This window comes from Micromonospora sp. DSM 45708, assembly GCF_039566955.1.
GTDB lineage: Bacteria > Actinomycetota > Actinomycetes > Mycobacteriales > Micromonosporaceae > Micromonospora.
This window is the reverse complement of record NZ_CP154796.1, coordinates 4,222,463-4,235,001: the sequence shown is the minus strand read 5'-3', so window position 1 is coordinate 4,235,001 and position 12,539 is coordinate 4,222,463. Positions and strand designations below refer to the sequence as shown.

Genomic DNA, 12,539 nt, shown 5'->3' with positions numbered 1-12,539 from the left:
TTGACGAACGTGGAAGCCTCTGTTAACTCTACGTTCAGTCGTTGAGCACGTGGGAGAGTCGGTCCCGGAACCGACGCTCGGAGTCGCTCACCACGTCCCCGCCGATGCCCAGGATGCCGCCGGTGGAGGCGGCGCCCACGACCTGCTCGGCGATCTCCACCAGCCAGTGCCGGTAGGCGCCGGCCTGCCCCTCGTCCACCTTGCCGGTGAGCAGGGCGGACGCCTGACCGGCCCGGGTGAGCACGTCCTCGATCATCGCGGCCGGGTCGTCCGGCGTGATCACCGGCAGCTCCGCGCCGGTCTCCGGGTCGCCGACCCGGGCGACGATCTCGCCGGCCACGGCGGCGACCAGCGGGCTGGCCGACTCCCGGCCGGCGGCGATGGTCTCCAGCCCGGCGGCGTTCTCGGCCATGGTGCGCCGGGCGCCGTCGGACTCGGCGGCAGCCGCCGCGGTGAGCACCGACTGCGGCAGACCCACCAGCAGCCCCCACTCCTCGTCCGAGACGCCGAACCGGGTGTACGCCGGCTGCTCGATCACGATCAGGTTCCTTTCGCCGCGGTCGTCGTTGTCGACGGGCACCGTCGCGGTGCCCGGATCAGGCTAGTCCAGTTCCAGCAGGCCCTGTTCGGACACCACACGCACGGACAGCGTCTTGTAGCCCACCTCGTCGAAGAGCACCGTCATCCGGTCCTCCTCGTAGCTGAGCACCAGGCCGGACCCCCACTCGGCGTGGCGGACCTGGCTGTGCACCGGGAACGGCCCGACCGCGCCGTCGTTCGCCACGCTGGTGCCGGCGTGGCAGTTGTCGCAGTGGCCGCAGACCTCGCTCATCTGCTCGCCGAAGTACGCCAGCAGCGCCTGCCCGCGACAGCCGGTGGTCTCCGCGAACGCGCGCATCATGTCCGTCCGTGACCGGGTCACGGTCTGCTGCCGCTCGGCCTCGGCGCGCGCGGCGCGGCCGGCCTCGGCGGCGTCCGGCGCGTAGCGGGGCACGCCGACGCGTTGCCGGGCCCGCGGCTCGGCGGCGCCGATCTGCTCCAGCAGGGAGAGGTACTGGCCGAGCTTGCGCGGGCCCAGACCGGTCAGCTCGCGCAGCTCCTTGCGGGTGCGGGCCTTGCTGCGCAGCACCGCGGCGAGGTCGGACAGTTCCTTCTCGTCGGGCAGCCCGCCGCTGAAGTAGCGCTGGAGGCCGACGTCCTCGGACCGCCACAGCAGCAGCACCCGGGACGGGGAGCCGTCGCGGCCGGCCCGGCCGATCTCCTGGAAGTAGCTGTCCGGCGAGTCGGGCAGCGCCATGTGCACCACCCAGGCGATGTTCGGCTTGTCGATGCCCATGCCGAACGCCGAGGTGGCCACCATGATGGGCACCCGGTCGGCGAGGAACGCCTCGTGCAGCTCGTGCCGTGCCGCGGTGGGCATGCCGCCGTGGTAGAACTCGGACGGGAAGCCCGCCTTGGTCAGCCGCTCGGCCAGTTCCTCCGCCGCGCGACGGGTCGGCACGTAGATGATGCCGGGCCGCTCGTCGTCGCGCAGCAGGGCGACCAGCCGCCGCCACCGGTAGTCCTCGGTCGGGCAGTGGGCCACCTCGAGGAACAGGTTCGGCCGGTCCAGCCCGGAGACGACGACCTCCGGCTCGCGCAGCCGCAGCCGGGCGATGATGTCGTCGCGCACCGGGGGCGAGGCGGTGGCGGTCAACGCGACCACCGGCGGCCGGCCGAGGCCGTCGATCAGGTGGCCGAGCGCGAGGTAGTCCGGCCGGAAGTCGTGACCCCAGGACGAGATGCAGTGCGCCTCGTCGATCGCGACCAGCGCCGGGGACAGCGAGCGGACCTCGGCCAGCCGGTCCGGGTTGCTCAGCGCCTCGGGCGTGATGAACAGGAACTCGGCCCGGCCGGCCCGGATGTCCTCGACCGCCTCGGCCTGCTGCGCGGCGCTCTCGTCCGAGCTGATCCGCACCGCGCGCAGCTCGGGCCGTTGCCGCTCGTTGAGCGCGGCGATCTGGTCCTGCTGGAGCGCGAGCAGCGGGGAGATGACCACGGTCGGGCCGGGGATCAGGCTGGCCGGGATCTGGTAGATCGCCGACTTGCCGGCGCCGGTGGGCAGCACCACCAGGGCGTCGTGGCGCTTCATGACGGCGCGCATGGCGGCCAGCTGGTTGGGCCGCAACGCGGTCCAGCCGAACAGGTTCTTCGCCGCGCGGCGCAGGTTGGTGGCGTGCCTGGTCAGTTTCATCAAGCGCCTCAGCTACCCCCGGCGTCCGGTCGCGAAACCGTCCTCGCGATCACCGCAGCCGGGGCAGCACGTCGGCCTGGTAGAGGTCGAACAGGCCCTGCCAGTGCGGGCCGGTGTTGGCCACGTAGACCTCGTCGAAGCCGGCCTCGGCGTACCTGCCGATCATCTCCAGGTGGGCGTCGGCGTCCCGGCCGCAGACGAACGCCTCCCGCACCTGCTCCGGCCGGACCAGCTCGGCGGCCTGCTCGAAGTGGCGCGGCGAGGGGAGCACCTGGGACAGCTCACCCGGCACGCCCGCGTTGGGCCAGCGCTCGTACGCGATCCGGGCGCCCTCGTCGGCGGTGTCGGCGTACGCGGCCTTGAAGCCGCCCTGGCACGGCTTGTCGCCGCCGCCGGCGTCCCGGAACCGGCGCACCATGTCGGCGTCGGGCATCATGCTGACGTAGCCGTCGCCGATCCGGGCGGCCAGCTCGATCGCCTTGGGGCCGAAGCCGGAGACGTAGATCGACGGCGGTGTCTCGGGTCGGGTGTAGATCCGGGCGTGCTCCACCGTGTAGTGCTTGCCGTGGTGGTTGACGAAGTCACCGCGCCACAGCTCGCGGATCACCTCGACCGCCTCCGCCAGCATCTCCAGCCGCACGTCGGTCTGCGGCCAGGCGTCGCCGAGGATGTGCTCGTTCAGCGCCTCGCCGGTGCCCACCCCGAGCACGAAGCGGCCCTCGTGCAGCACCGCGCTGGTGGCCGCCGCCTGGGCGACGACCGCCGGGTGGATGCGGACGGTGGGGCAGGTGACGGCCGTGGTCACCGGCAGCCGGCAGACCTGGCTGAGTGCGCCGAGCATCGACCAGACGAACGGGCTCTGGCCCTGGGCGTCGACCCACGGGTGGTAGTGGTCGGAGATCCACAGTGCCTCGAAGCCGGCCTGCTCGGCGCCGCGTGCCTGGGCCAGCAGCTCCGCCGGCGTGTACTCCTCGCTGGACAGGAAGTAACCGATCTTCATGTTTCCCCTCCGCCGTGTCCGGATGCGGACCTCCCTACCCCGGCGGAACGGGCCGAACCCGGGGGTCAGCGGCGGAACATCGCCCGGATCGCGATCAGCAGGAACAACGCGCCGACCACCAGGCCGAGCAGGCGTACGCCGGGGATGTCGGCGGCGCCGGTGGCGTCCGCGAGCGGCAGGACGGGCATGGACGAACTGTCCCACGGGGCGTGGCGGGACGCCAGCAGTTAACAGTAAGGATTGTTGACTATTTAGCTGCGCGGTGTGACCATGTCAGCACCCGTCGGTCCCGGCGGGACCGTGGGGATACGGGGGTACGACAGCGCATGAGCGAGCGGATCGTGGGAGCCACCGGAGACCTGGCGGCGCTCGCCGCCGCCGTCCTGCAACCCGGGTTCGTCGGCACCACCCCGCCGCCCTGGGTCTGCCGGTGGCTCGGCGAGGGGCTCGGCGCGGTGGTCCTGTTCGCCCGCAACGTCGTCGACCACGAGCAGGTCGCGACGCTGACCGCGAACCTGCGGGCGGAACGGCCGGACGTGATCGTGGCGATCGACGAGGAGGCCGGCGACGTCACCCGGATCGAGTCGGCCCGGGGCAGCTCCCGGCCCGGCAACTTCGCGCTCGGCGCGGTGGACGACGCGGCGCTGACCGAGGACGTCGCCCGCGACCTGGGCGCCGAGTTGGCAGCGGTCGGCATCACGCTCGACTACGCCCCGGACGCCGACGTCAACTCCAACCCGGCCAACCCGGTGATCGGGGTGCGCTCGTTCGGCGCCGACCCCGAGCTGGTCGCCCGCCACACCGCCGCGTGGGTGCGCGGCCTCCAGGCCGGCGGCGTCGCCGCCTGCGCCAAGCACTTCCCCGGGCACGGCGACACCCGGGTCGACTCCCACCTGGACCTGCCCCGCATCGGCGGCGACCGGGCCCGGCTGGACGCGGTCGAGCTGGCCCCGTTCCGGGCCGCCGTGACGGCCGGGGTCCAGGCGGTGATGACCGGCCACCTGCTGGTGCCGGCGCTCGACGAGGAGCTGCCGGCCACGCTCAGCGCACGCATCCTGGGCGGGCTGCTCCGCGAGGAGCTGGGCTTCGGCGGCGTGGTGGTGACCGACGCGGTGGAGATGCGCGCGGTGTCCGACCGGTACGGCTTCGCCGGCGCGGCGGTGCGTGCGCTCGCCGCCGGCGCGGACGCGATCTGCGTGGGCGGGGAACGGGCCACCGAGGCCGACGCCCGGGAACTGCGCGACGCCATCGTGGCCGCCGTGGTGCGCGGCGAACTGCCGGAGGAGCGGCTGGCCGAGGCGGCGAAGCGGGTCGGCCAGCTCGCCGCGTGGAGCGTCGCCGCCCGCGCCCGCCGCAGCAGCGGCCGGCCGGCCGCCGACGGATCGGCGATCGGGCTGGCCGCCGCCCGCCGCGCGGTCCGGGTCACCGGCGACGCCGGACTGCTGCCGCTGGCCGGGCCCGCGCACGTGGTGGAGTTCGCGCCGCCCCGCAACATCGCCATCGGCGAGGAGACCCCGTGGGGGATCGCCGCGCCCCTGACCCACCTGACGCCCGGCACCACCACCGCCCGGTACGCCGCCGACGCCGTCCCGGCCGACCCGGCCACCGGCCCGGCCGACCGGCCGCTGGTGCTGGTCGTGCGTGACCTGCACCGGCACGAGTGGATGCGGGACGCGGTCACCCGGGCGCTGGCCGCCCGCCCGGACGCGGTGGTGGTCGAGCTGGGCGTGCCCGAGCTGGCCGCCGGCCGGGTGCACCTGGCCACCCACGGCGCCACCGCGGCGGCGGCCCGGGCCGCCGCCGAGCTGCTGGCCGGCGTCCGCTGAGCTCCCGGCCCGGCCGGGTGGGGAGGTCCCCCGGTCGGGCCGGGCCCTACGGCGCGTCGACCACCAGGTCGGCGTAGTCCGGGTGCCGTTCGATGAACGCGGCCATGAACGGGCAGCGGGGCACCACCCGCCCGCCGCGGGCGCGCACCTGGTCCAGCGTGCCCCGCATCAGCGCGGCGCCCACGCCCTGCCCCTGGTAGCGGTCCTCGACCTCGGTGTGCGTGAAGACCAGCACCTCACCGCGCGGCAGGTACGCGGTGAAGCCGGCCAGCGCGTCGTCGACCAGGATCTCGAAGCGGTGCTTGGCGGGGTTCTCCTCGACCAGGAAGCTCACCGGACCATTGTCCCCTCGTCGTCGGCCAGCCGGTCGAGTTCGGCCAGCAGCCGGTCCACCTCGTCGACCGTGTTGTAGTGGTAGACGCTGGCCCGCACCGCGCCACCGGTGTCGCGCAGGCCCATCGCCTGGAAGTACTCGTAGGCGTAGTAGTCGCCGGAGGAGAGGCAGAGGCCCGCCTCGCCGAGCGCCGCGGCGGTCTCCGCCGGGGCCCGCCCGGCCACCCGGAACGACACCGTGGGGCAGCGTCGGGCGGGCGTGCCGTACACGGTGACGAAGGGCCGGGCCGCCAGTCCGGCGAGCAGCCGGTCGAAGACCTCCTCCTCGTGCGCCTGGGCGGCGGCGAGACCGGCGCGGACCCGCGCCCGGCGGTCGCCCGTCGCGGTCGGGTCGAGCGACGCCAGGTGGTCCACCGCCGCGGTCACGCCGGCCAGCAGCGGGAAACTGGGGGTGCCGTACTCGAAGCGGTCCGGGACCGTGTCGGCGGAGGGCAGCAGCTTCGCCGGGCGCAGCGACTCCCACCGCGCCGGGTCGGCGACCATCGCCGCCAGGTGCGGGCCGGACCACTTGTACGCGCTGGTGACCAGCACGTCCGCGCCGAGTGCGGCCAGGTCGGTGGGGCCGTGCGGCACCGAGTGCACCCCGTCCACGCAGACCAGCGCGCCGACCGCGTGCGCGGTCTTGGCGATGGCCGGCACGTCCGGCGCGGTGCCGGTCGCGTTGCTGCCGGCGGTCACCGCGACCAGCCGGGTGCGCTCGCCGACCAGGTCGGCGTACTGGCCGGCGGGCAGCTCGGCGGTGGCCGGGTCGAACTCGGCCCAGCGCACCGTCGCGCCGGCCGCCTCGGCGGCCTGCACCCAGGGCCGGACGTTGGCGTCGTGGTCCAGCCGGGAGACCACCACCTCGTCGCCCGGGCGCCAGCCGGCGCCCAGCGTCCGGGCCAGCGTGTAGGTCAGCGCGGTGGCGCTGGGCCCGAGCACCACGCCCGACGGGTCCGCGCCGAGCAGGTCGGCGACCGCGGCGCGGGCGCCGGCGACCAGCTCCAGCGCGCGCCGGCCGGGCCGGAAGGCGGCGCTGCGGTTGCCGGTGGCGGCGCGCATGGCGTCGGCCACCGCCTCGATCACCCCGGCGGCGGTCTGGGTGCCGCCGGCGCCGTCGAAGTGCACGAAGCCTTCGCCCAGCGCGGGATAGGACCCGCGCACCCGGGCCACGTCAAAAGCCATCCCCGCACCCTAGCGTGAAAGGAGGGGCCCCTTCCTGACGCCTTCGGTGGAGGCGGGGCCCCTTCTGCACGCCCCACCTCGGCGCGCACGTCGCCCGGGAGCGTGGCCGGCGGGCGGTACCGTTGGGGAGGTGACGAACCGACGCGCCACCTTCCCCCCGACCCCCACCCGTCGTGCCGCCGGGCTGCTCGCCGGTCTCGCGCTCGGCGCCGCGTTGCTCGCCGGGTGCAGCTCCAACGGCGCCGACACCGACTGCGGCCTGGACGCCTGCACCATCACGTTCGACCGTGGCGTGGACGCCAGCGCCACCATCCTCGGCGTCGAGGCGAAGCTCATCGGCACCCAGGACGACCAGGTCACCGTCGAGGTGGCCGGGGAGCAGCTCTCGCTCACCACCGGCCAGCAGGCCACCGAGGTCGGCGGCTTCCAGGTCAGCCTGGACAGCGTCACCGACCAGAACGTCGTGCTCCGGGTGGCCCGCAACCCCAACAACTGATCGGATTCGGCCGGGCGGCGGTGGGCGGTGACGTTTGGAAAACTGCACGTCGGGAGATTGAGGGCCCATGTCTCTCACCCGGAACGCCGGAGCCACCGCCGCCCAGGCCAAGAACAGCCGGTGGCTCGAACTGTTGACTCGCGCCGGTTTCATCGGCTACGGAATCGTGCACCTCCTCTTCGCCTGGCTGGCGTTGCAGATCGCCTTCGGGAAATCCGGGGAGGAGGGCAACCAGAACGGCGCGCTGCGCACGCTCGGCGAGCAGCCGCTCGGCAAGTTCATGCTGGTGGCGATCGCCGTCGGTCTCTTCGCCATGGCCATCTGGCAGGCCTCCGAGGCGCTGGTCGGCCACCAGTCCAGGACCGGCAAGGAGCGGACCTTCGAGCGGATCGCCTCGGTCGTCCGGGTGATCATCTTCGTCTGGCTGGGCTGGACCTCGATCAAGGTCGTGCAGGACGCCAGCGCCAACTCCTCCAACCAGCAGCAGCAGCTCACCGAGAAGCTGATGGCCTCCGACGGCGGCCGGTGGCTGGTCGGGCTGGCCGGTCTGGTGCTCGCCGCGGTCGGCGTCGGCATGGTGATCTACGGCCTGAGGAAGAAGTTCGAGCGCAACCTCAAGACCGGTGAGATGAGCCCGAAGACCCGCCAGCTCACCCGCCGTCTCGGCATGGCCGGGTACGCCGCCCGGGGCGCGGTCTTCGCCATCGCCGGCCTGCTGATCGTGGTCGCCGCCGTCAAGTACGACCCGGAGAAGGCGCGCGGCCTGGACGCCGCCCTGCGGACGCTGCGCGACCAGGCGTACGGGCCGTGGCTGCTGGCGCTGATGGCGCTCGGCATCGCCGCGTTCGGCGTCTACTGCTTCTTCCAGTCCCGGTACCGCAAGGTCTGAGCCTGGTCGATATCCGGGCCGCCGGGCACCATTGGGCCTTTGCCCGATTCCGCCCGGGCCGGAGGGAGAGAATGTCGTGCAGAGTTATCTGGTGACCGTCGCCGCCGCGCTCGCCGCGGCGGCGGTCGCGTTGGTGCTGGTCGAGGTGGTGCACCGGGCCACCCGCCGGCTCGGCCGCCGGTCGCTGCTGATGACCGAGCTGACCGAGCACGCGCACCGCGCGTTCCAGGTCGCCGCCACCGTGGTCGGCGTGCAGCTCGCGATCCGGTTCACCACGCTCTACGCGGTGGGCAGCCCGTGGCGTCAGTTCGTCCTGCACACGCTCGGGCTGGCCATGATCGCCGCGGTCGCCTGGCTGGTGGCCGCGCTGCTGGTGGTGGCGGAGGACACCGCGCTGGCCCGGTTCCGGGTGGACGTGCCGAACAACCGCCACGCCCGCCGGGTACGGACCCAGGTGGTGCTGCTGCGCCGGCTGACCATCGCGGTGATCGTGATCCTCGCCGTCGGCGTGATGCTGATGACGTTCCCGGCCGTACGCGGCATCGGCGCCGGCGTGCTCACCTCCGCCGGTGTGGTCGGTGTCGTCGCCGCGCTCGCCGCGCAGAGCCTGCTCGGCAACGTCTTCGCCGGCCTCCAGCTCGCCTTCAGCGACGCGGTACGCCTGGACGACGTGGTCGTGGTCGAGGGGGAGTGGGGCCGGATCGAGGAGTTGACGCTCAGCTACGTGGTGGTGCAGATCTGGGACGACCGCCGGTTGATCCTGCCCACCTCGTACTTCACCAGCCGGCCGTTCCAGAACTGGACCCGGACCGAGGCGGCGGTGCTCGGCACCGCCGAGTTCGACCTGGACTGGGCCATTCCGGTGCAGGCCATGCGGGAGGAGCTGCGCCGGCTCTGCGAGGGCACCGACCTCTGGGACGGCCGGGTCTGCGTGCTCCAGGTGACCGACGCGACCGGCGGCATGGTCAAGGTCCGCGCGCTGGTCAGCGCCGCCGACGCCGGCAGCCTCTGGGACCTGCGCTGCCTGGTCCGGGAGAACCTGGTGACCTGGGTACGCGACCACCGCCCGACCGCCCTGCCCCGGCTGCGCGCCGAGGTGGGCGAGGCCGCCGGCCCGCTGCCCTGGCAGGTGGTGCAGCCGCGCCGGACGGGCCGCCGGCCGGCCGACACCGAGGCGCCCGACGACGCGCGGGTCTTCGGCGGCAGTGACGACGGGGAGGCCCGCAGCGAGGTGTTCGTGGGCCGGGAGGACCACGCCGAGGCCCGCCGCTGATCCGCCGTACCCCGATCGGAGCCCCCGGCCGCCGCCCGGCGCCGGGGGCTCCGTGCGTGCCGTGCGCGGGCCCCGGCCCCGGGCCGGACGGTACGGGCGGTTCGTGGACGGGTCGGGCCGAGTGGGTTTGTCCGGCGGAGTTCCGGGGACCTGCTGCGCACGCCCCGGATTCCGGCCGGCCGACGCCGGGCCCCGGTGGCGCGCGGCCGGGCCGACCGGCCGCCCCGCGCAGGATTGACGGGCGGCGACTCCGGGCATACAGCGCGGTGATGAAGAAAGGAGGACAGCATGGCTGACGTCGCGAGTCACCGTACGTCCCGGACCGGGAACGAGCCGTCCACCGCGGAACTGGTGCAACGGGCCACCGAACAGGTCACCCGTCTGGTGAGGGACGAGTTGACGCTGGCCCGGGCGGAGCTGACCCAGAAGGGCAAGCACGCCGGGATCGGGATCGGGCTGTTCGGCGGCGGCGGGGTGATGGCGCTCTACGGCGCCGGCGCGCTGGTCGCCACCGTGATCCTGCTGCTGGCACTGGTCATGCCGGCGTGGCTGGCCGCCCTGATCGTGGCGGTGGCGTTGTTCCTGCTCGCCGGGATCCTGGCACTCGTGGGCAAGAAGCAGGTCAGCCGTGCCGTCCCGCCGGTGCCGGAGGCGACGGTGCGCAGTGTCCGGGCGGACGTCGACACGGTCACCGCCGCGGTGAAGGACGGGAGGCGGTCATGACCGGTAACGCTAACGGCAACGGGACCGGGGACGTGGCGGCGCTCCGGGAGGAGATCCGCCGGACCCGGGTCGAACTCGGTGAGACGATGGAGCTGTTGGCGGCACGCGCCGACCCGAAGGCGCTGGTGCGGCACTCCGCCGAGCAGGCCAAGGCGCGGGTGCGCCAGGAGGCGGCGCTGACCGTCGCCCGGGTGCGCGAGCGGGCCACGGAGCGGGCCCGGCAGGTCCGGGCGCAGGCGTACGGGTCCGGTGAGGCGGTCGGGCGCAACCCGTTGCCGTGGGCGGCCGTCGCGGCCGGCGCGGTGGTGACCGTGGTGGTGCTGTTGGTGGTCCGAGGGAGGCGCAGGTGAGCGGCAGGATCGGTAAGGCGGCCTACAAGCCGGTGGGGGTGCTGCTCGGCCTGGCCGCCGGCACCGTCGCCGGGATGATCTTCCGGCAGGTCTGGAAGCTGACGGCGGGCGACGGCGATGCGCCGAGCGCCACCGACGAGGACCGCAGGTGGGGCGAGGTGCTGGCCGCCGCGGCGCTCCAGGGCGCGATCTTCGCGGCGGTGCGCGCCGCCGTGGACCGGGGTGGCGCGGTCGGCGTCCGCCGGCTGACCGGGCACTGGCCGGACTGAAGCAGCTCGATGGAAGGCCCCTTTCCCACGCGGTGGAGAGGGGCCTTTCGCGCGTCCGGACCCCGGTCGTCCGTCGATCTCCGGACAACTTTCAGGTCACATGTCAGAGAAGTTCGTCCGGTAGGCTGTGCGAAGTTTTTGCGTACGTGGTTTGCTGTCTCACGCTGTTGCGAGACGCGTGGGTTGAGGGACGTTCCCTGCACGGGGGCCGCCTCAGGCGCCGCTGCTCGAAAACGGCCAATCGGCCGCACGGCGTGCTCGGCCGCCAGTTTTAGAAGGAGTTGCACATGGCGCAGGGAACCGTGAAGTGGTTCAACGCTGACAAGGGCTTCGGCTTCATCACCGTCGACGGCGGGGGTGCAGACGTGTTCGTCCACTTCTCGGCCATCCAGTCCAGCGGCTACCGCACGCTGGAGGAGAACCAGCGGGTGGAGTTCGAGATCGCCCAGGGTCAGAAGGGTCCGCAGGCCGAGCAGGTCCGCCCCATCTGAGCTGACACAGTGCCGGCCGCGCCGGCCGGTGCGCGAAGCCCCGCATCCCGCACGGGAGGCGGGGCTTCTCCATGTCCGGTACGCCTCAGCGGCGCCGGGCCCGCATGCCGTGCCAGAGCGCGACGAGTCCGATGCCGACGAGCGCCGGGCCGACCAGCGCCCAGATCCGCCGGTCGGTCAGCGCGCTGCCCTCGACGTAGCCGAGCCCCAGCACGGTCCAGAGCGCGCCGAGCACCACCGCCAGCAGGCCCATGGTGAGCCGGAACCAACCCCTCATCGCGCCCCCTCCGACGACGTCCGCCCCGATCCAGCATGCCCGCCGACGCCGCCCGTCGGCGACGCCGCGCCGACGGGCGGGGCCGGTGCGGTCACCACCGGTCGTGCACCTGCGGCCGGATCAGCTCGTCGTAGGTGGCCCGCACGGAGGCCAACTCCACCTCGGTCAGCGGCGGCTGGCCGGCCGCCTCGGCGTTGCGCCGGGCCTGCTCGGCGGAGCGGGCGCCGGGGATCACCACGGTCACGCCGGGCTGGTCGAGGATCCAGCGCAGCGCGAACTGCGCCATGGTGCGGTCGTCGCCGACCAGCGGCGCGAGCCGGCGGACCGCGGCCAGGCCGAGGTCGTAGTCGACACCGGAGAACGTCTCGCCGACGTCGAACGACTCGCCGTGCCGGTTGAACGTGCGGTGGTCGTCCTCCGGAAACGTGGTGTGCTCGTCGTAGCGGCCGGAGAGCAGGCCACTGGCCAGCGGGACCCGGGCGATGACGCCCACCCCGGCCGCGGCGGCGGCCGGCAGCACCCGCTCCAGCGGCTTGTGCCGGACCGCGTTGAGGATGATCTGCACGCTGGCCACGCCGGGCCGGGCGATGGCGGTGAGCGCCTGGTCGCAGGTCTCCACGCTGACCCCGTACCCGGCGACGCGCTTCTCGGCGACCAGCGTGTCCAGGGCGTCGAAGACGCGGTCGTCGGCGAAGACCGCGGTGGGCGGGCAGTGCAGCTGCACCAGGTCGAGCGTGTCGACGCCGAGGTTGGCCCGGGACCGGTCGGTCCAGGCCCGGAAGTTGTCGAGCGTGTACGCCTCCGGCGTCTGCGGCACCCGCCGGCCCATCTTGGTGGCCACGGTCAGCCCGTGGTCCGGGTGGGCCCGCAGGAACCGCCCGATGAGCTGCTCGCTGCGGCCGTCGCCGTACACGTCGGCGGTGTCCAGGAAGGTGACGCCGGCGTCGACGGCGGCGGTCAGCACGTCGAGCGCCGCGTCCTCACTGACCTCGCCCCAGTCCGCGCCGAGCTGCCAGGCGCCGAGTCCGATGATGCCGACGTGCCGGCCGAGCCGGTCGAAGTTGCGCTGTTCCATCCGGTCGAGCCTAGTGAGCGGGTTGCCGTGGCGCTCGTCGGGCCGTACGGTCCTTAGCAAGACGTACGTACGGTTTGGAG

16 protein-coding genes are annotated in these 12,539 nt (G+C 73.7%); 8 read left to right on the top strand and 8 right to left on the bottom strand.

Annotated features, from left to right (window positions below; all coding sequences use genetic code 11):
• Nucleotides 1-34 precede the first annotated feature (34 nt).
• The 4 genes from VKK44_RS17940 to VKK44_RS17925 form a co-directional block, all read right to left on the bottom strand.
• A complete protein-coding gene (locus VKK44_RS17940; protein ID WP_343442249.1) occupies nt 35-538 on the bottom strand; it encodes a hypothetical protein in 504 nt (167 codons plus the stop codon).
• Nucleotides 539-601: 63 nt separating this feature from the next.
• On the bottom strand, nt 602-2,233 hold the full coding sequence (locus tag VKK44_RS17935; protein WP_343442248.1) for a RecQ family ATP-dependent DNA helicase: 1,632 nt from the start codon (nt 2,231-2,233) through the stop codon (nt 602-604).
• Nucleotides 2,234-2,282: 49 nt separating this feature from the next.
• A complete protein-coding gene (locus tag VKK44_RS17930) occupies nt 2,283-3,233 on the bottom strand; it encodes a TIGR03557 family F420-dependent LLM class oxidoreductase (protein WP_343442247.1) in 951 nt (316 codons plus the stop codon).
• Between the two features lie 65 nt (nt 3,234-3,298).
• Nucleotides 3,299-3,421, bottom strand: a complete 123-nt coding sequence (locus VKK44_RS17925; RefSeq protein WP_281182311.1) for a hypothetical protein — start codon at nt 3,419-3,421, stop codon at nt 3,299-3,301.
• A 138-nt stretch (nt 3,422-3,559) separates the two neighbouring features.
• On the opposite strand from VKK44_RS17925, the gene VKK44_RS17920 reads away from it, so the two are divergent.
• Nucleotides 3,560-5,059 (top strand): glycoside hydrolase family 3 protein, encoded by a 1,500-nt coding sequence (locus tag VKK44_RS17920; protein ID WP_343442246.1) that lies wholly within the window; start codon nt 3,560-3,562, stop codon nt 5,057-5,059.
• A 46-nt stretch (nt 5,060-5,105) separates the two neighbouring features.
• Here the strand turns inward: VKK44_RS17920 and VKK44_RS17915 are convergent, their stop codons facing one another.
• A complete protein-coding gene (locus VKK44_RS17915; RefSeq protein ID WP_343442245.1) occupies nt 5,106-5,393 on the bottom strand; it encodes a GNAT family N-acetyltransferase in 288 nt (95 codons plus the stop codon).
• Nucleotides 5,390-6,616, bottom strand: coding sequence for a cysteine desulfurase-like protein (locus tag VKK44_RS17910; RefSeq protein WP_343442244.1), 1,227 nt, complete (start codon nt 6,614-6,616; stop codon nt 5,390-5,392). Before VKK44_RS17910 ends, VKK44_RS17915 begins: the two co-directional genes overlap by 4 nt.
• A 130-nt stretch (nt 6,617-6,746) precedes the next feature.
• On the opposite strand from VKK44_RS17910, the gene VKK44_RS17905 reads away from it, so the two are divergent.
• From VKK44_RS17905 to VKK44_RS17875, 7 genes are all read left to right on the top strand, one after another.
• Complete coding sequence (locus VKK44_RS17905) at nt 6,747-7,112, top strand: hypothetical protein (protein WP_343442243.1); 366 nt, start codon at nt 6,747-6,749, stop codon at nt 7,110-7,112.
• A 67-nt stretch (nt 7,113-7,179) separates the two neighbouring features.
• Nucleotides 7,180-8,001 (top strand): DUF1206 domain-containing protein, encoded by an 822-nt coding sequence (locus VKK44_RS17900; RefSeq protein ID WP_343442242.1) that lies wholly within the window; start codon nt 7,180-7,182, stop codon nt 7,999-8,001.
• A 76-nt stretch (nt 8,002-8,077) separates the two neighbouring features.
• Nucleotides 8,078-9,274, top strand: coding sequence for a mechanosensitive ion channel family protein (locus VKK44_RS17895; protein ID WP_343442241.1), 1,197 nt, complete (start codon nt 8,078-8,080; stop codon nt 9,272-9,274).
• A gap of 288 nt (nt 9,275-9,562) precedes the next feature.
• Entirely contained in the window at nt 9,563-9,997 is a 435-nt protein-coding gene (locus tag VKK44_RS17890; protein WP_343442240.1) for a phage holin family protein, read from the top strand.
• A complete protein-coding gene (locus VKK44_RS17885) occupies nt 9,994-10,347 on the top strand; it encodes a DUF3618 domain-containing protein (protein ID WP_343442238.1) in 354 nt (117 codons plus the stop codon). Before VKK44_RS17890 ends, VKK44_RS17885 begins: the two co-directional genes overlap by 4 nt.
• Nucleotides 10,344-10,616 carry a DUF4235 domain-containing protein gene (locus VKK44_RS17880; protein WP_343442237.1) on the top strand — a complete coding sequence of 91 codons (273 nt, stop codon included), beginning with the start codon at nt 10,344-10,346 and terminating at the stop codon, nt 10,614-10,616. Before VKK44_RS17885 ends, VKK44_RS17880 begins: the two co-directional genes overlap by 4 nt.
• 287 nt (nt 10,617-10,903) lie before the next feature.
• Nucleotides 10,904-11,107: a cold-shock protein gene (locus VKK44_RS17875; RefSeq protein WP_091424054.1), complete on the top strand. Its 204-nt coding sequence runs from the start codon at nt 10,904-10,906 to the stop codon at nt 11,105-11,107.
• A gap of 85 nt (nt 11,108-11,192) precedes the next feature.
• Here the strand turns inward: VKK44_RS17875 and VKK44_RS17870 are convergent, their stop codons facing one another.
• Both VKK44_RS17870 and VKK44_RS17865 read right to left on the bottom strand, forming a co-directional pair.
• Nucleotides 11,193-11,384, bottom strand: coding sequence for a hypothetical protein (locus tag VKK44_RS17870; protein ID WP_343442236.1), 192 nt, complete (start codon nt 11,382-11,384; stop codon nt 11,193-11,195).
• Nucleotides 11,385-11,475: 91 nt separating this feature from the next.
• Nucleotides 11,476-12,459, bottom strand: a complete 984-nt coding sequence (locus tag VKK44_RS17865; protein WP_343442235.1) for an aldo/keto reductase — start codon at nt 12,457-12,459, stop codon at nt 11,476-11,478.
• Nucleotides 12,460-12,539: the final 80 nt, after the last annotated feature.